This window comes from Cellvibrio sp. KY-YJ-3, from assembly GCF_008806955.1.
Taxonomy (GTDB): Bacteria; Pseudomonadota; Gammaproteobacteria; order Pseudomonadales; family Cellvibrionaceae; genus Cellvibrio.
Genome location: NZ_CP031727.1, coordinates 3,011,730 through 3,029,464 on the forward strand (window position 1 = coordinate 3,011,730; position 17,735 = coordinate 3,029,464).

The following is a 17,735-nucleotide window of genomic DNA, read 5'->3' on the forward strand; positions in this document are numbered from 1 at the left end:
TAGTTGATTGCAAATGTTGGTAAGTAAATTAACTGAAATTAATAGGAGTTTTTTATGTTAACTATTCAAAGTGCAAAAACATTACTGACAAAAATGGTAGCGGCCAGTGTATTGTTTACTGTGGCGGCGGTGCCAGTCTGGGCGGAAGCTATTATCGATAAACCGGCACCGGCTTTTTCTGGCGCCGCCGCCGATGGTTCAACCATTAATCTTGCGGATTTAAAAGGCAAAACTGTGGTGCTGGAGTGGACCAATAACGAATGCCCCTATGTGAAAAAACACTATGATTTAAGTGGCAATATCCCGGCCTTACAAAAGGCGGCGACTGCAGATGGCGTTGTGTGGTTGCAAATTATTTCTTCTGCACCGGGCAAACAAGGCCATGTGGATGCAGCAACTGCGTTGAGTTTAAATGAGCAGCGTGGCGCGGTGCCGAGCAATGTAATTTTTGATGCCGATGGCACTATCGGCAAACTCTATAACGCGCAGACTACACCCCATATGTTTGTGATTGATGCGGAGGGCACACTGGTTTACAAAGGTGGAATCGACAGCATCAAATCCAATAAAGCGGAAGATATTCCCAAAGCTGTACCCTATGTGAAAGAAGCATTGGAAGCGGTAAAAGCGGGCAGCAAAGTACCTAATCCTAGCACTGCACCTTATGGTTGCTCTATTAAATACGCGAGTTAATTCGTTCAGGTTTGTATAAAACCTTTTCTCTGCTACTCACTAGGGTCTTATTTCCCTAATGAGTAGCAGAGTATTTCTACCCAGCCCGTTTCAGGGTTATTCCTTGCCCCTCAATACTTCTCTGCTATCCTTTCCAATAACTGTGACATAAGTCATGGTTTGGCGATTTTTTGCGCAAGTTTTCCCGCTGGCTTGCAGGCGTTGTAAATGGATCAACTTGATCCCTTGGGGTTTACTGCGCTGTTTAAAATTTATACTTATCTAAGGAATATCCTAATGAAAAAAACGCTCTTGAGTATTGCATTGGTAAGCGCTTCATTGCCTTCAATTGCAGGTGAATTCCACGGCAGCTTTTCAGGTATGTCTGGTGCTGCCTATGCAACCGGTAACTACTCGGAAGGCGTATTGCTGAATCCAAGTTTGGGCGCCTCTTATAATCCAGAGAAGGATGATTTCGCGCTGTTGTTCAGCGTCGGAGCCTTAGGTTCAGATAAAGATGATTTGATTGATCAGGCTGATGAATTGGTTGATGTCATTGATAATCTGCAAAACGTCAGTGAATTAAGTGAGGCGCAAGCCGAAGATTTAAAGCGTCGCTTGGAAGACATTGATGGTGATTCTGCTCGTGTAGCGGCAGGTGCAAACTTGGTGGTGTCAATTCCCAATGAGCTGGTGTCCTTGGCATTTATTGTTAATGCGCGTGGTTATGTGTCGCTTGCTCCAGATGTGTCAGACGCCGACTTGGATTTGATTGATCGCTATTTGGAACAAAATCTTAATCCCTCTGATCTTGATGCTGAATTGGAATCAGAGATCACGGGGCATGGTGCCATTGTGACCGATATAGGTGTTTCTTTTTCGAAAGCATTTTCTCTAGCTAATGGCAATCACTTATTAGTTGGATTCAAACCGAAAAAAGTTGAAGTAGAAAGTATTATTTACACTTCGAATGTAGCCGACTTCGATGAAGACGATTTTGATGCTGACGATTACACGCTTAAAGAAGACGCAATGAATTATGACCTTGGCTTGACCTATATGGCTGGCAAGATGCGTTACGGTTTGGTAGTTAATAATTTGCAAGACAAAACTTACAAAACCATTGACCCGGAAGAAACTATTTCCATTGAGCGTCAAATGACCGGTGCTGTGGGTTATGTGAATGGAAACTTCAAAGCAGAAGTAGCGGCAGATTTAAACTCGGTACCGGCAATTGGTTTGGGTGGCGAGGTGCAGTTGATGCGTGTTGGCCTTGAATACAGTGCGTGGGATTGGTTACGTTTGCGCACTGGTATTGAGCAGGATTCCAAAAACACGTTGGATGATACTTATTCATTTGGTGTAGGTGTAGGCGCACTTAACCTGGCTTATATTACCGGCTCGGAAGAAACTGAAGGTGCTGCGTTAAGTTTGGGTTTGCGTTTCTAATTTTCTTGGTGCAATAAAAAATCCCCGGCAAGATTGCTTGTCGGGGTTTTTTTTAGGCTTCTGCAACAAACACTGCTCTGATGGGCGCCGGGTGGCCTTCAACCGTTAGTGCGGAATTGTCAGGGTGCAAAAATTCGGGCAGTGAGTGAAAGCGCATCCATTCCGTTGCGCGCTGTTCTTCGGTGGTGGTGGGGCAAATATCTACCACGCGCGGGTTGTGGTAACCCATTTTGCGCAACCAGGAAAGCATGGTGTCGCAGCTTGGTAAAAACCATACATTATTCATCATGCCGTAACGGCCTTCCGGCACCAGTACATCCCCCAAGCCACCTTCAATGACCAAGGTTTCCAGCACCAGTTGTCCGCCTGGGCGCAGGGTATTTTTTAATTCCAATAAGTGATCCATTGGCGAGCGGCGATGATAAAAAACGCCCATGGAAAACACCGTATCAAACGCGTGCAATTTTTCCGGTAGTTCTTCAATTCCCAGTGGCAATACATCAACCGGATGATGAGCACCGGCAAAATGTTTGATCATATGAAATTGCACAATAAAGCGTGGTGATGGGTCTATGCCGATTACCCGCTTTGCGCCCGCACCCAGCATGCGCCAGCAGTGATAACCATTGCCACAACCTACGTCGAGAATCAGGCGATCTTTGAGCGGTGCCAAATGCGGTAATACGCGATCCCATTTCCAATCGGAGCGCCATTCGGTATCGATATGGATATCGTGTACAAAGTAAGGGCCTTTGCGCCAGGGAATTAATTCCTGCAAAACTGATTTAATCGTTGCACGCGTGGTTTCGTCACAATCATCGCTCGCACCAATGCGCACCGCATCCATTAATTCAATGTGCTCGCTGGGTACGGTGGGTAATTTAGTCAATGAGGCTTTCCAGCCAGCCAAATCACCGTAGCGTTTTTCACTGAGACCGGCGGCAATTTGCTCCGGTAGTATTTTGGCCCAATCAGCGAGCGCGGTATCTTCCAGTGCGTGAAGTAAATAGTCGTAATTAATCTGGGTCACTACAAAGCCTTGAGTTATTTAATCGCAATCAGCGACGCAAAATTAAAACATTGAAACCAAACATCCACACTGGAAAATCCCGCCGAGCGCAAACGCTGACGATGTGCATCCAGTGTTTCCGGAATTAAATAATTTTCAATCGCCGCACGTTTTTGCGCAATTTCCAAATCGCTATAACCGTTGGCACGTTTGAAATTATGGTGTAGTTCAGTCATCAGTTGTTGATGCGGTTCATCATCAAATGCGACTTTTTCCGAGAGGATTAATACGCCGCCCGGGTTTAGCCCGGAACAAATTGCGCTGAGGGTCTGCAATCGCTCTTCCACCGCAATAAATTGCAACGTGAAATTCAGTACTGCCATGGAGGCGTTGGTGATTTTTACATCGCCAATTGAAGCTTCAATCAACTCTACGGGTACTTCGCCACTATCAGCCGCAATTACCTGTTGGCAGCGCGCAATCATTGCGGCTGAATTATCAACGCCAATAATTTTGCAATTAGCCGCTTGAATGCGATGGCGCATGGCGAGGGTGGCCGCACCTAAGGAGCAGCCCAGATCGTAGCAATGGCTATCGGCTTGTGCGTAGCGTTCAGCGAGATTGCCAATCATGTTAATGATGGTGGCGTAACCGGGAACCGAACGTTTGATCATGTCGGGAAAGACATCCACTACGCGCTCATCAAATGCAAAACGGCTGACTTCGGCCAGCGGGTTGGCGTAAATCGTATCTGGATTGGTCTTGGGCGAGTGGTCGCTGTTGTGTGTCATATCAACTGCTTGACGAAGAAATGGGCAGGTTGCTGCCGGGGCGGGCATTGTAGCGCTCAACGTCGGGGACAACAAATTTGACGATTCATAAAACTGTCATCTTTTGGCGCGATTATTCTGGTTAGTACCCCTACCTTCGTCCGCTGTAAAGTTGTCGCCCTATGCATCTGCAGAACTCTGTTGTTAATTCATCCTTTCTGCACAAGGAATTGCGTCGCTTGATTGAGTTCAAGCTGCTAACCCCTGTATTCCAGCCAATTATGGCGGTGGAAAACCCGCGCATTATTGGTTATGAGGCGCTGATTCGCGGCCCGGAAGACAGCCCCCTGCACAAGCCCGATAGCCTGTTTGCCGTAGCGCGCGAGTCGCGTTTACTCGCGGTACTTGAATTCGCCTGCCGTGAGGTTTCCTGTGAGCGTTTTGCGGAGCTGAATCTACCCGGCAAGCTGTTTTTGAATATGAGCCCAATCAGCTTTACCGATAGCCAGTATCGGGATGGTGTGACCCGGGAAATTTTGCAAAGGGTAGGGCTCAGCGCCGAGCGCTTGGTGTTTGAGTTAACCGAAAGCCAGCCGCTGGATGAGTTGGATTTACTCTGCGCCGCATCAGATCACTTTCAGCGGCAGGGTTTTGCAGTCGCGCTGGACGATTTGGGCGCGGGCTATGCCGGTCTGCGGGTGTGGAGTGAGTTGTGCCCCGACTATGTGAAAATTGATCGCCATTTTATTTCAGGCATTGATAAAGACCCGGTAAAGCGCGAATTTGTGCGCGCTATTCTCGATATCGCTCACCGCATGGGGCACAAAGCGATTGCTGAAGGCATAGAAACCGCGGCGGAATTCACCACCCTGATTACTATGGGTGTGGACTACGCCCAAGGTTATTTTATTGCCTACCCCTTGGCCGAACCGGCAGTGGAATTGCCCCTGCAATTGGTGCAGTTGTCGGGCGCCTCGGCGCATCGCTATCAAGATCATTTCACCCGTCGCGTCAGCGAAATTGTGGTGAATTGCACTGCGGTAGCTCCTTCAATGACTGCGGAAACACTGGTGAAAATGTTTCGTGCTGATGTGCGTTTAACCTGTGTGCCGGTAGTAGACCAAGGGCGACCATTGGGTATGGTCAGTCGCGCGGAAATTTTAAATGTATTCTCGCGGCGTTTTGCCCATGAATTGTATGCGCATAAACCGATCAGTGAATTTATCAGCCCACTGTCAATTATGGTGGATATCACTACTGATTTAAAAACCGTTGGCCAGTTAATCAGCGAAGATCCGCAACAAAATTTAAGTGTCGATTTTATCGTCAGTGAAAATAATCAATACATGGGTGTCGGTAAGGTGCGCGATTTGCTGCGCTCGATTACCGAAGAAAAACTGCGCGCGGCGCGGCATAGCAATCCACTCACCCAGTTGCCCGGCAATGTCCCCCTGTATGAATGGGTGGATCATTTGCTGCTGCACAAAAAAACTTTTGTGGTGGCCTATTGCGACATCAACCATTTCAAACCGTTTAATGATGCCTTTGGTTACAGTGCGGGCGACGAAGTTATTGTCAACCTCGGGCGGATTCTTTGTGCGGCAGTGGACAATCAGCAGGATTTTGTCGGACATGTTGGTGGCGATGATTTTATTTTGGTGTTTTGCGGCTCCAATTGGCAGCAGCGCTGCGAGCAGATATTGGCAAATTTTAGCCAGATGAGTGCAGCATTAATGCCGCCCGAAACAACAGATTATTGGAGTACCGATCGCCAGGGGCGCCGGCAAAAATTCGGTGCCTTGACCTTGGCGATTGGTGCGGTAGAGCCGGATCTGGATTACTGCAAAACCCATCACCACATATCGCAGCTGCTGGCGGATGCCAAACAAAGTGCAAAGCAAGAGGGCGGTAACAACTTGTTTTTATCGCGCCGCCGCCAACCATCACTGGTTCATAATGTGTAAATTCAGTGATTGAATAGCCATTTATGTCCTAGCGGTAGGGGAATCCTGAGCTATCCTTAGCTTGATTTCTTTGCGGAGGTGGACTAATGGCCGATCTTGGCTTTTACAAGATGCATGCCCTGATTATCGATGATTTTGAGAATTTTCGTGGCACGCTGTACAAAATGTTGATGGATTTAGGCATAGGGAATGTGGACTCGGCTGCATCCGGTGAAGAGGCGCTGCGTTATTGCAAGGCACGTAATTACGATTTAATTCTCTGTGATAACAATCTGGGCAAGGGAAAAAGTGGTCAGCAAGTTTTGGAAGAGCTGCGCTCGACCGATAACCCTTGTGCAGAAAGTTTGTTTATTCTGGTATCGGCTGAATCCAGCAAAAGCATCATTATGGCGGCTTACGATTACGAGCCTGACGCCTACCTTGCCAAGCCCATCACTCCCAAGGCACTCGACCAACGGTTAAATCGCTTGTTTGAGCAGCGCAGTGAGCTAAAAGAAGTTCTGGCCGCCCAAAAAGCCGGCGATGATGCCCTTGCAATAAAGCTATGTAACGATTTGGTCGCCCAAGGCAGCCGTTACACAAACAGTTGTCAGAAAATTTTAGGCCAGCTTTATCTCAAACAAAATAATCTTCCTGCCGCTGAAGAGTTGTATCGAACCGTATTGGATAATCGCGAATTGGAGTGGGCGCAGCTGGGTATGGTAAAAACCCGCTTGGCGCAAAAGGATCTGCTCGGTGCGCAGCAGTGGTTGGAAAATATTTTGCAATCCAACCCTCTGTGTATGAAGGCATACGATTTAAAAGCTGAATTATTCAAGTTGCAAAATAATACTGAAGGGTTGCAAGAGGTGTTGCAGAAAGCAACAGACCTATCACCTCTGTCTATTTTGCGCCAGCAAGAGCTCGGCGCTGTCGCCCAGCAAAATAATGATTTACTCACTGCCGCCAATGCGCTCAAGCGAGCGGTAAAACTGGGTGAACATTCCTGTTTCGATAAAGCAGATGTACATTCCCTGTTCGCCCAAGCCACTATCGATTTATTTTCTATCGACAAAGAGCTGGCCAAACCGCTGGTTCGGGATGCAGTTGCTTGCGCGGTTAATATGGAAGATAAATTTGGCAAAAATAATCTGCGTAAAGCGGAATCCTTGTTGTTGGAGAGTCAGCTACAAGTTTGTGCCGGTGATCAACGCCGCGCACAGGATGCTCTGGTAAGCGCACAATCGGCATTAGGCAGTAGTAAAGATGAAAGTGCCTTGCCAGTGCAAATAGAAATGGTGCGTGCGCTGCGGTTGCTAGGGCGTACCAATGAGGCACAAGAGTGTCTTGCCGAGCTGTTGCACCGCTATGCGGCTAATGAACAGCAGCTACAAAAACTGGATGTCTTGTTGGATGAGCCGCGCAGTGAAAAAAATAAACTGATGGTGGCTGAAATCAACAAAAAAGGTATCGCACACTATAACGCTAAAGATTTTTCTGCAGCAGCAGATGCGTTTAAAACAGCGCTGCAAAAATTACCCAACCATGTTGGGTTGCGTTTAAATTATGTGCAGGCATTAATCGATAAATTAAAAACCGGTTTTGATGTTTCACTGAGCGAAAAAATTCAGCAAACTTTTACCAAAACCACGGCAATTATTTCCCAGCAGCATCCGCAATTTCAACGCTACAGACAGTTGAATGATGTTTACAACAGCCTTGTTCGGGCCCACGAAAAACAGCAGCGAGGTTGAGTATGGAGCCTAGATCAACACCACAGCATTCGGATCAAGATTACGATCAGATGCCCATTGATTTTTCATTCGTACTCGCATCCAGTGTGCATGATATGAAAAATTCATTGGGAATGTTGTTAAACACGCTCTCTGCGATGGTGGAGGCTTCGCCGCCTAAGGATGCACAGCAAGCTAAATTATTTTCCACTCTGGAGTATGAGGCGGCGCGTATTAACGGCGAGTTAGTGCAGCTTTTGTCACTGTATAAAATGGACGAAAAAACCCTCGCGATCTTAATTGACGAGCATCATGTGATCGATATCATCGAAGAACAAATCGCGCGCAATTATGCGCTATTAACCTCGCGTGATATCAGTGTTGAAGTCGATTGCGACAGCGACCTGGCGTGGTACTTTGACAGTGAATTGTTAGGCGGCGTGTTGAATAATCTGGTGGTTAATTGTGCGCGTTATTGCCGTGAGCGCTTGCTGATTAGTGCGAGTGAAGATAATGGTTATTTGTGTATCAGTGTGGCGGATGACGGCCAGGGATACCCGGAGACTATGTTGTTAGGGCCTGCTCCCCAGGGATCGGTGTCTTTCAATTCCGGCAATACCCGTTTAGGTTTGTTATTTGCGCGTAAAGTATTATCGCTGCACAAATCCAAGCGCGGGCAGGGCTATATGACGATTGAAAACGGCGGGCCACTCGGTGGCGGTGTACTGAAACTGCACCTTCCTTAATCTTCTTTTTTATTCATTTGCTACTGCAGTTGTTGAACGGTTGAAATCAATATAAGCCTGCTGCATTATCAATACCCATTCCGGTCTTGTTTTCAGGTTAATTTTTATGCTCAAAATCCGCTTTAAAGACAATAAATACAATGCGGTATGGTTGGTAGAACCCAAAATTACAATCGGTCGCTCGGCGACCAACGCGCTGGTAATTGATGACCCGCTGGTTAGTGACGTACATATGGAAGTGTTGGTAGACAACGAGCACCTTACGTTGCGCAACCTCGTTCCTACTCATGCGGTGATTGTGAATGGACAAAAAATCACTGGTGCATGTGAGTTGAAGCCTGGCGACAACATCAGTATTGGTGCTGTCGAGCTTGTTGTAATAGATCCCAAACGCGAGGCTCGTTTGTCTACAGAGGCGCCTGTTGCTAGTGTTCAAGCAGTGTTGACCAAAACAACGGGTTGGTCATTAAAGGCAAACCACACCGCACTGGCCAATCGTGTGTTTCCACTGAAGGATGTCACAACTATCGGCCGCTCCAATGAGTGTGATATCAGCTTGCCCGCGGCACATTTGTCGCGCCGTCATGCCCAGTTACAGGTTATTGATGGCATGCTGTTCGTAAAAGATTTGGATTCTGCCAATGGGACATTCCTCAACGGCAAACGCGTAGCCGAAGCAAGAGTCAAGCGTGGCGATGAATTGCGGTTTGATGCCTTGAGCTTTGGGGTCATGGGGCCAGCCGATGATATGGCCAAAACCACGGTGCGAAAGGCTGTGCCACTTGAGCCAACAAATTCACCCGCCGCCAGCACTGCGCGTAAGTCGTCCCCTGCTGCGCGACCTGCGGTCGCAACCCGTGCTTCCTCGGTGAGTCGCTCGGCAGCCGCCGCGCCTGCCAAACCTGTTGCAGAAGAGGGTAACAAAGGTAAGTTCGGGCTAATTTTGCTGGCTGTTTTGGCGATTGTGGTTATAACAACCTTGATCTTAACGCGTAAATAAGTCTTTAAGTTTTGCAGATGCAGGTCGATAACCTGTGATGCTACAGACCGATGCAGCACATAGGTGAATTTATGACTATCTCCTCGCTCAACAACACTTCATTAAATGGCACCTTGCCCAATACCCTTTCTGGTAGTGGAACCAATGCCAAGCCAGCCAACATTAGTTCTGTGAATCCGCAGAACCTGGATACACTCCCGGCTGCAGATGCCAAAGTAATGACGCTGGAGGAAAAGCGCCAGACTGCGCTGCAGGTGGTCAACAAAACCCTATCGATGGCCTATGAAAAACTGGCTTCGCGCGGGCAGGTGGTAAGTGATGAGTACGCCGCCTTCGAACCGCTAACAGCCGAAAAAGTGGCCAACAATATTCTCGGTTTTATCGAACGTCGGTTGCAGATGGATGCAGCCGATGGCGCCACACAAGAACAGCTGCAAGCGCGTTTGGAAGCCGGACTGTCGGGCTTCAAAAAGGGCTTCGCAGAAGCCAGTGAAAAACTGGAAGCGTTGAGCCTCTTATCCCCCGAAATTAAAACTGATATAGATAAAACCTACGATTTGGTGCTGGAAGGTATTGATGAGTTGCGAGCTAAATTCATAGAGGCGGCCACAGCTCCATCAGCCGAGCCTGAAAAATCCACCTCTGGTGCCAAAGAGCAGCTTACTTCAGCCGCTACTGGCAAGGCGCCAGTCACCCTGGATGTACCCGAATTTGTTCCCGCACCTGGCTCGTACCTTGGTTATGCCAACTATGAATATGGTCGCGCACGGGAGTTCAGCTTTGAGTTAACCACCAAAGAGGGTGATAAAGTCACTATCACGGCTGCCTCCAGCGAGGGTTTGGCGATAGAGGCAGGGCGGGCTGGTCGTAGTAACTCATCGGTAACTGCCATCAACGCCAGTTACAGCGCAAGTCAGTCATTTTCACTGAGTATTGAAGGCGACTTGAGTGAAGCGGAACTGGTGGCAATCAATGATTTGCTTGGGCGGGTAAATGATTTGGCTGGTCAATTCTTTGCCGGTGATTTGGATGGCGCTTTTACTCAAGCAATGAACCTGGGATATGACTCTGAACAAATCGGTAGTTTTGCGCTGAACCTTGCTCAGGCTGAAATCCAACAGATCACCAAAGCATACGAAGTATTTGAGCCTGCGCGCGCTTCTGATAATGGCAATAAATTGGGCCTAAATCGCGAATCCTTGTTGCCCCTTGGCAACTTTATCCGCGATTTACTCGATAGCCTGGATCGTGCATCAGTATTCCCCGAGCCTGCGGGACTACTGACCAATATGGCTGAAAAGATAACCGGTGAAACTGAGCAGGATCAGGTTCAGGGGCGTCGGTTTAGTGAGTTTATGAAAGAAATTTTGGCCCTGGAGTTGCGTTAATTCAGCAGGCATTTGCAAGTGAGACGCTGGTAAACTGCACTTTTTGTGCGGATGCCAGCTATGAAGCCTATCTATCTTTACTCCACCCCCGGTTGTCACCTCTGTGAGTTGGCGCGGGAGGTGGTTGAACCTCTGTTAAATAACTACTCACTGGTGCTCGAAGAGATTGATATCGCCCAGTCTGATGAACTCATTGAGCGTTACGGTGTAAAAATTCCTGTCTTAAAATCCCCCTCTCATATCGATGAGCTCTGTTGGCCGTTCGATACAGCCCAGGCCGCCGCCTTTCTGGTTCGCAATAGTATTTAATGGCAGGGTGTTCGAAAAATTATTGCAGTTGCGTATGTAGCTGAATTTGTGAATTGGATTCGTTATTTTTAATTGGCACTTATACCAAGTGTATTCATTGTTTCCGCTACCCAGCGCAATGCATCGATATAAATTTCCGCCAGAATTTCCGGATTAATCCCCATTTCATCCAGTTGATCCCAATCGATATCTTGCCAGCGCCCTTGTTCATGCATTTGCACTATGGCTAGAACCTTACCTTCGGGGCCTGAGTGTTTGAGCATCGCTTGGTTCAGTTGTTCGCTCAGGGATAAATTGCGCAATAACTCTTCCAACGGTGCATCTAAAAATGCGTCTAGCGTTGAAAGCAAGCCCACGGTGAAATAAGAGTCCGGGCGCGAGCGCTGATTAATTTTGGTTGCGATCATTTCGCACATACGTGCACGGGTGAGGGCGGTAATACTCAATTCATGTGGTTTGCCGCTCAGGTTTGAGAGCGCCAGTAAATTAACCCAATTCCTGAGTTTATTGAGCCCCAAGAGCATAATTGCCTGACGCAGTGATTCCACATTACGCGATAAACCAAAAGCGGCGGAATTCACCAGGCGCAGTAGTTTAAAACTTAAGAGCGTGTCGCGCGCGATCATCCGCTCTATTTTATCGATTGGTGCATTGGGGTCGTGCAGTGCTGATAACAATTGCAATACGGATTGTTTATTTTCAGAAATTTTTCGTCCGGTGATAACACGGGGTTTTGCTAAAAAATATCCTTGAAAAAGGTCAAACCCCAATGCTTTGCACTTTTCATACATCTCGTAGGTTTCGACCTTTTCCGCGATTAAGGTGATGCCTAGGGATTTCAAGTGGCTGACATGAGCCAAGAGTTTTTCCGCTGACAACGCAAGTACATCCAGTTTGATTATATCTGCATAGGGAACCAGCCCCTCAGTGTCACTGCTTAACTCAAAGTCATCCAGGGCAATAGTGTAACCCTGCTCGCGCAATTGTTTCAGTGAGAACAGCATTGCCGCATCGACCTGCTGTCCTTCTAATACTTCGATAACTAATTTTTGCCGGCTAAAGGGCGGGGGGGAGTTGAGTAGTGCGCGTGTGAAATTAACAAATGCTTTGTGCGTACCGACCACTTCATCAATCGATAGCTCAGTGAATGCATTTAACAGCACTTGTGAGCTGGCCGCATCGCCATCGCTGGTGGCAATAAATTTTAAATCACTATTGCGACACAATAATTCATAGGCAACAACTTTCATGTTGCCATCAAAAATTGGTTGGCGCGCAAGCAGCGGTATGGTTTCGGTCATAGTATGAAGTGACTGGATGCTAGTTGTTGTTAAAGTGAGGCTTCCGAACGTCCTGTTTGCTTCGTATTGAAGTGTAACTTGAAAAGAATATCTTACAATATGTGTTTGTTATAGCGCTTTCTTGCGGCATTCGGTTATTTCGGGTCTGACAGGTATTTTTGGCTATACTGCAAAGGTATTCGCACTTAAAAATACGCAGTGTATTTACTGCAGCCGTATTCTCGCGGCTCAACTGGTTTGGTTATAGGGTAGCAACATGTCTAAGTTACTGGATTCCATCGATCAGCGTACTCGTTTGGTGGGCGAGAATCGTTTGGAATTGTTAATGTTTCGCTTGGGCGGGCGTCAACTTTTTGCTATCAACGTGTTTAAGGTGCAGGAGGTTGTCAAAATTCCCAAGTTGCGCCCCGTGCCTCACAGTCATCCCCATATTCGCGGTGTTGCGCATTTGCGAGGGCAGGCGGTGCCTGTAATTGATTTACGGGCGGCGATTGGCATGAGTCCGCTTAAAGATTTGGAAAACGCCAACTTAATTGTTGCGGAATATAATCGTTCCGTGCAGGCTTTTTTGATTGGTGAAGTTGATCGTATTGTTAACCTGAATTGGGAGTTGATATTGCCGCCCCCCAAAGGCACAGGGCGCGGTCATTTTTTAACGGCAATCACACGCATTGAAGATCAGTTAGTTGAAATACTGGATGTTGAACGTGTACTTGCCGACATTATTCCCTACAACACCCGGGTTTCAGCGGACATATTGGATTCGGATTTAGCGCAAGAGGCTCGTAAGCGTAAATTGAAAGTACTCTTGGCCGAAGATTCACCCACCGCCGTAAAACAAGTTGTGGAGACCTTGGGAAATATTGGTATTGAAGTGCTTTCGGTACAAGATGGTTTGCAGGCGTTGAACTTATTGCGGCAGTGGGCAGCGGCCGGGCGCAAGGTAACAGATGAAATTCTTATGTTAGTGACCGATGCAGAAATGCCCGAAATGGATGGTTACAGGCTAACGGCTGAAGTGCGAAAAGACCCAGCGCTACGCGATTTGTATGTGGTGCTACACACGTCGCTTAGCGGTAGTTTTAATAAAGCAATGGTTGAAAAAGTGGGCTGCAATGACTTTTTATCCAAATTTCAGCCGGATGAACTTGCTGCCGTAGTGCAAAAGCGATTGCGCGTATTTTTAAGTCAAGCGTCACATTAATTTTTTTTGATTTAATAAAAAAGCCGCCGGCTAAGTTAATTGGCGGCTTTCTTTTTGCGCGTATATATTTTCAAGTGAAAGTCGTTTCTCTCACAGCACCTAGAGTGTGCGATTGGCTTCTTCCGCTGTTACAAACTTTGTTTCTTGCCCAAGACGGTACGCATATATCACTGAAAACGACAGAATATTTTGCACATAGCCACGTGTTTCCTTAAAAGGAATAGTTTCAATCCATACGTCATAGGGTAATTGCGCATTTTTTTCTTTGTTCATCCACTGGCGCACGCGTGAAGGCCCTGCGTTATAGGCTGCTGCTGCAAGAATGCGATTGCCATCAAATACGCCCAGTAAATAATCGAGATAGCGACTGCCCAAGGCGATATTTTTATCTGGTTTTATTAAATCTTGCGCATTAAAACTCATTCCACTTTTCTGCGCTGTTTGTTTTGCCGTGGACGGCAGTAATTGCATGAGTCCAACTGCACCAGCGGGTGATTTAGCATCGTGCATAAATGCACTTTCCTGGCGGGCGACAGCAAAAATCAGCAATGGATTGACCGAGGTTTGTTTGGCAGCTTTAGTGACATGATCCTGATAGACAATCGGGAAGCGTACTTGTAATTCATCCCAGAGTTGCGCCTCGGCCATAACTTGAATGCCGTGACGGTGCCAACCCCAACGCTCTGCCAGGCGCCCTGCAATTGCTGCTTGTTCCGGCTTCATGCGTCGCGCGCTGTAAAAAAATTCGCGCGTTGCGGCTGATAGGTTCCCTCGCTCTAAAAATTCACGAGCGCGCAACATGCCCTGGCTATTTTCGACGGCGCGTACTTGTTCGTCGCTAACCACAACCGGGCGGTCAAGGAGGTGGTAGTTAATGCCGGTTTTATCTGCTGCCAGGAACCCATAAAAACTGCGTGCCGGTGCCACGGTATTGTAAATCGCCATGGGTGTTTCACCGTTAATTTCCTTAATCCCTAACTCTTCCATAGTGCGAGCCTGCCAGTAGCGCCAGCGTTCGGTAGCGCGTGCGTCTTCAGGAAGGCGCGTTAACCATTCATTTACTTGCTCCCAATTTTGCTTACGCAAAGATTCGCGCAATAACCATTCGAGCAAATCGATACTGTTTAAATTAGGTGTGGAGGCAACTAATTTTTCAGCTTCTGCGTCATGATCCTGATAGAGCAAGCGCAGTGCAATCTGGTATTTGATTGCGTTGCGGTCGTCGTCGCTGAACAATTGTTGTGCATCATAAATTCGCCACAAACTGAGCGCCTCTTTGGCATTAGTGCGCGCCAGTTTTTCTAAACCGTGCAGGATTACGGTTTTCATTTGCGGTGATTGTTTGGCAAATTTGGATGTTTGTTTTAACAAGCGTGGGTTTGTGTTGACTTGTTGCAACAGTAATGCAAGCGGTTTTTCGGTGGCGGGTAACAAGTTGCTCAAATAACTGGCCATGCCATTGTTGCCAGCCTTGAGCACCTTGAGGTGACGCTGCCAGATTAGCTCTGGCGTCATGCGTCCTGCTTTGCGCCATTCAGCAAAGACTGGATCGCAGGCTTTGGATTGGGCTTTTTCAATATTCCAAAGTGCGCCAACTTCATCCAGTGCAGTTTTATCACCGGTTGCCAAGCGCGCGCGTAGATTGAGACAGGCGAGTTCCGGGTCGGTCAAACGCGCGTCGTAAAATTGGCGATAGTCCGTCCAGCGCTCGCGTTGTGCCAGTGTTCGCAGCCAGCGATGCGTCAGACGTTCGGCCAAAAATGAATCCGGGTAGCGGTTAAAAAATCTTTCCACTTCTGTTTTCGGGAGAGTGATCAGGCGCTCGCTTAGGTCCTGGTATTCAAGGTAGGGAACCAGTGGATAATTCTGCAGCTTTTTAACCAGTTGCCGATACTCGGCCATGCTTTTGGAATTCAGTGCTTTTTGCGCGCGATCGTATTGCTGGCGTTCGACTAGGCGGGCATCGGATTTACCGGTTTGTTTGGTTGTGGCAGGAGTGGCGGCGGATGCGGTGCTGGCGATGCTCAGGGTCATACTGCCGATCAATACGCTGGCACTCAATGACAGCGGCCAAAGTATTTTCGAAAACCTCATGGGGAACCTCAAATTTTTGTCTTGCCAATTATTCTCGTGCGACGGTCCGCGAGTGCAGGTGGCGGGTTGGTAATGTGTGCCTGCTGGGATATGATGCGGCTCCTTTGAGAATAACAGCCCACCGGTGCTTCTGCCAGTATCATTTTTGTTATAAAACTACCTGAATTATTCCTTCTATGTCTTTGATTAAAATTGAAAAAGCGGGGCTAAGTTATGGCCTGCAAGTATTGCTTGATGGTGTTGATCTGACCATCGAACGCGGCCAGCGTTTGTGTCTGATTGGGCGCAACGGCACTGGTAAATCCAGTCTCTTGAAAGTGATTGCCGGCGAGGTGGATCTGGACAAGGGAGAGGTTGTCAGGCAAACCGGAATTCGTGTTGCGCGCCTGGAGCAGGATCTGCCCGAGGCGGATGATCGCTTGGTGTTTGACGCTGTTGCGGCGGGTGCTCAAGGCGTTGGTGAGTTGCTGGCGGAATACCGCTTTATTTCCCACTCAGTCGAGATTAGCGATGCGCAACTGGAGCGCATGACTCAATTACAGCAAAAAATTGAAGCCAATGACGGGTGGTTGCTACAGCAGAAAGTCGAGGAAATTATCTCTCGCTTGGACTTGCCAGCTGATCGTTATATGCGTGAGCTATCGGGTGGTTGGCGTCGCCGTGTCGCGTTGGCGCGTGCGCTAGTGTTGGATCCGGATGTACTTTTGCTGGATGAACCCACTAACCATCTGGATATTGCTGCAATTGAATGGCTGGAAAAACAATTACTGAATTTTAATGGTGCGCTGGTTTTTATCACCCATGACCGCTCGCTTTTACAGGCTTTGGCAACGCACATTGCTGAATTGGATCGCGGTCACTTGCGCTATTGGGAAGGTGATTACACCAGCTTTTTGGTGTATCGCGAACAGGCGTTGGCCGATGAAGCCCGTCATAATGAATTGTTTGATAAAAAATTGGCGCAGGAAGAGGTGTGGATTCGTCAGGGTATTAAAGCGCGCCGCACCCGCAACGAAGGCCGTGTTCGAGCCTTGAAAGCATTGCGTGAAACTAGGTCGGAGCGCCGTGAAGTTGTCGGTAAAGCCAACTTTACTCTCGCCAGCAGTGGTGACTCAGGCAAGTTGGTCGCAGACTTGGTGGATGTTTCCTATTCCTACGGTGACAAAGTCATAGTAAAAAACTTCTCCACTCGTATTATGCGCGGCGACCGTATCGGTTTAGTGGGAGCCAACGGGGCGGGTAAAAGTACCTTGCTCAAGCTGATTTTGGGTGAGTTGGAGCCGCAATCCGGTAGCGTTAAGTTGGGCACGAATCTGCAAATTGCCTATTTTGACCAGCTGCGCGATCAACTTGATCTCAATAAAAATGCCGTTGATAACATTGCTCAAGGGCGTGAATTTATCGATATCGATGGCAAGTCCAAACATATTTTCTCCTACCTGAGTGACTTCTTATTCAGCGGTGAACGCGCACGCACGCCGCTGCGTGCACTCTCCGGTGGTGAGCGCAACCGGGTATTGCTGGCTAAATTGTTTAGCAAATCGGCAAACTTGTTGGTATTGGATGAACCGACCAATGATCTCGATGTAGAAACGTTGGAATTGTTGGAGGATATCCTCACCGAATACCCTGGCACCTTATTGTTGGTCAGCCATGACCGGGCATTTTTGAACAATATTGTGAGCAGTGTCATTGCATTTGAAGGGCGCGGGAATGTGCTCGAATACATTGGCGGTTATGACGATTGGATACGTCAGGGTGGAAAATGGACGCAAGCTGATGAATTGCCGGCCGCAGAGTCGCCAGCTCCCGCGATAGTCGAGCAGAAGCCTGCCGTATCGAGTGAAGTGGTGAAGGCACCTGCGAAAATAAAAAAGCTCAGCTACAAATTTCAAAAAGAATTTGATGAGTTGCCACAAAAAATCGAACACTTGGAAAGCAGTGTGGAAGCCTTGGCTGCGATTACCAGTGCATCAGATTTCTATAGCCAACCTGCTGCAGTGGTTGAACAGAAGTTGCAAGAACTGGCAACGGCACAGAAGCAGTTGGATGATTGTTTTGAGCGCTGGGCAGAGCTTGAAGATATGCAGCAAGAGTAGGATTGCTCTCGCTGCATT

At 47.9% G+C, this 17,735-nt stretch carries 14 protein-coding genes; 10 read left to right on the top strand and 4 right to left on the bottom strand.

Annotated features, from left to right (window positions below; translation table 11 throughout):
- Positions 1–54 precede the first annotated feature (54 nt).
- Both D0B88_RS12730 and traF read left to right on the top strand, forming a co-directional pair.
- Complete coding sequence (locus D0B88_RS12730; protein ID WP_191966428.1) at positions 55–693, top strand: redoxin domain-containing protein; 639 nt, start codon at positions 55–57, stop codon at positions 691–693.
- A 276-nt stretch (positions 694–969) separates the two neighbouring features.
- Complete coding sequence (gene traF, locus D0B88_RS12735; protein WP_191966429.1) at positions 970–2,121, top strand: conjugal transfer protein TraF; 1,152 nt, start codon at positions 970–972, stop codon at positions 2,119–2,121.
- A 52-nt stretch (positions 2,122–2,173) separates the two neighbouring features.
- Here the strand turns inward: traF and cmoB are convergent, their stop codons facing one another.
- Together cmoB and cmoA are read right to left on the bottom strand one after the other, a co-directional pair.
- Positions 2,174–3,142, bottom strand: coding sequence for a tRNA 5-methoxyuridine(34)/uridine 5-oxyacetic acid(34) synthase CmoB (cmoB, locus tag D0B88_RS12740; RefSeq protein WP_191966584.1), 969 nt, complete (start codon positions 3,140–3,142; stop codon positions 2,174–2,176).
- 23 nt (positions 3,143–3,165) lie between these two features.
- Positions 3,166–3,921, bottom strand: coding sequence for a carboxy-S-adenosyl-L-methionine synthase CmoA (gene cmoA / locus D0B88_RS12745; protein WP_151057597.1), 756 nt, complete (start codon positions 3,919–3,921; stop codon positions 3,166–3,168).
- A 161-nt stretch (positions 3,922–4,082) separates the two neighbouring features.
- Between cmoA and D0B88_RS12750 the strand changes: the two genes are divergently transcribed.
- From D0B88_RS12750 to D0B88_RS12775, 6 genes are all read left to right on the top strand, one after another.
- Positions 4,083–5,864: a bifunctional diguanylate cyclase/phosphodiesterase gene (locus D0B88_RS12750; protein WP_151057599.1), complete on the top strand. Its 1,782-nt coding sequence runs from the start codon at positions 4,083–4,085 to the stop codon at positions 5,862–5,864.
- An 86-nt stretch (positions 5,865–5,950) separates the two neighbouring features.
- Positions 5,951–7,597: a tetratricopeptide repeat-containing response regulator gene (locus D0B88_RS12755; RefSeq protein ID WP_225318357.1), complete on the top strand. Its 1,647-nt coding sequence runs from the start codon at positions 5,951–5,953 to the stop codon at positions 7,595–7,597.
- Between the two features lie 2 nt (positions 7,598–7,599).
- Entirely contained in the window at positions 7,600–8,322 is a 723-nt protein-coding gene (locus D0B88_RS12760; RefSeq protein ID WP_225318358.1) for a sensor histidine kinase KdpD, read from the top strand.
- A gap of 106 nt (positions 8,323–8,428) precedes the next feature.
- Positions 8,429–9,322, top strand: a complete 894-nt coding sequence (locus D0B88_RS12765; protein ID WP_151057601.1) for an FHA domain-containing protein — start codon at positions 8,429–8,431, stop codon at positions 9,320–9,322.
- A 71-nt stretch (positions 9,323–9,393) separates the two neighbouring features.
- The gene (locus D0B88_RS12770; protein ID WP_151057603.1) at positions 9,394–10,710 is read left to right on the top strand and encodes a DUF5610 domain-containing protein; all 1,317 of its coding nucleotides are present in this window, start codon (positions 9,394–9,396) and stop codon (positions 10,708–10,710) included.
- Between the two features lie 60 nt (positions 10,711–10,770).
- The gene (locus D0B88_RS12775; RefSeq protein WP_151057605.1) at positions 10,771–11,019 is read left to right on the top strand and encodes a glutaredoxin family protein; all 249 of its coding nucleotides are present in this window, start codon (positions 10,771–10,773) and stop codon (positions 11,017–11,019) included.
- Positions 11,020–11,087: 68 nt separating this feature from the next.
- On the opposite strand, the gene D0B88_RS12780 is transcribed toward D0B88_RS12775, so the two are convergent.
- Complete coding sequence (locus D0B88_RS12780; protein ID WP_151057607.1) at positions 11,088–12,320, bottom strand: EAL and HDOD domain-containing protein; 1,233 nt, start codon at positions 12,318–12,320, stop codon at positions 11,088–11,090.
- A gap of 256 nt (positions 12,321–12,576) precedes the next feature.
- Here D0B88_RS12780 and D0B88_RS12785 point away from each other — a divergent pair, with 256 nt between their 5' ends.
- Complete coding sequence (locus D0B88_RS12785) at positions 12,577–13,524, top strand: chemotaxis protein CheV (RefSeq protein ID WP_007641051.1); 948 nt, start codon at positions 12,577–12,579, stop codon at positions 13,522–13,524.
- A 99-nt stretch (positions 13,525–13,623) separates the two neighbouring features.
- On the opposite strand, the gene D0B88_RS12790 is transcribed toward D0B88_RS12785, so the two are convergent.
- A complete protein-coding gene (locus D0B88_RS12790; RefSeq protein ID WP_225318359.1) occupies positions 13,624–15,618 on the bottom strand; it encodes a transglycosylase SLT domain-containing protein in 1,995 nt (664 codons plus the stop codon).
- 176 nt (positions 15,619–15,794) lie between these two features.
- Here D0B88_RS12790 and D0B88_RS12795 point away from each other — a divergent pair, with 176 nt between their 5' ends.
- Positions 15,795–17,717, top strand: coding sequence for an ATP-binding cassette domain-containing protein (locus tag D0B88_RS12795; protein WP_151057609.1), 1,923 nt, complete (start codon positions 15,795–15,797; stop codon positions 17,715–17,717).
- Positions 17,718–17,735 lie beyond the last annotated feature (18 nt).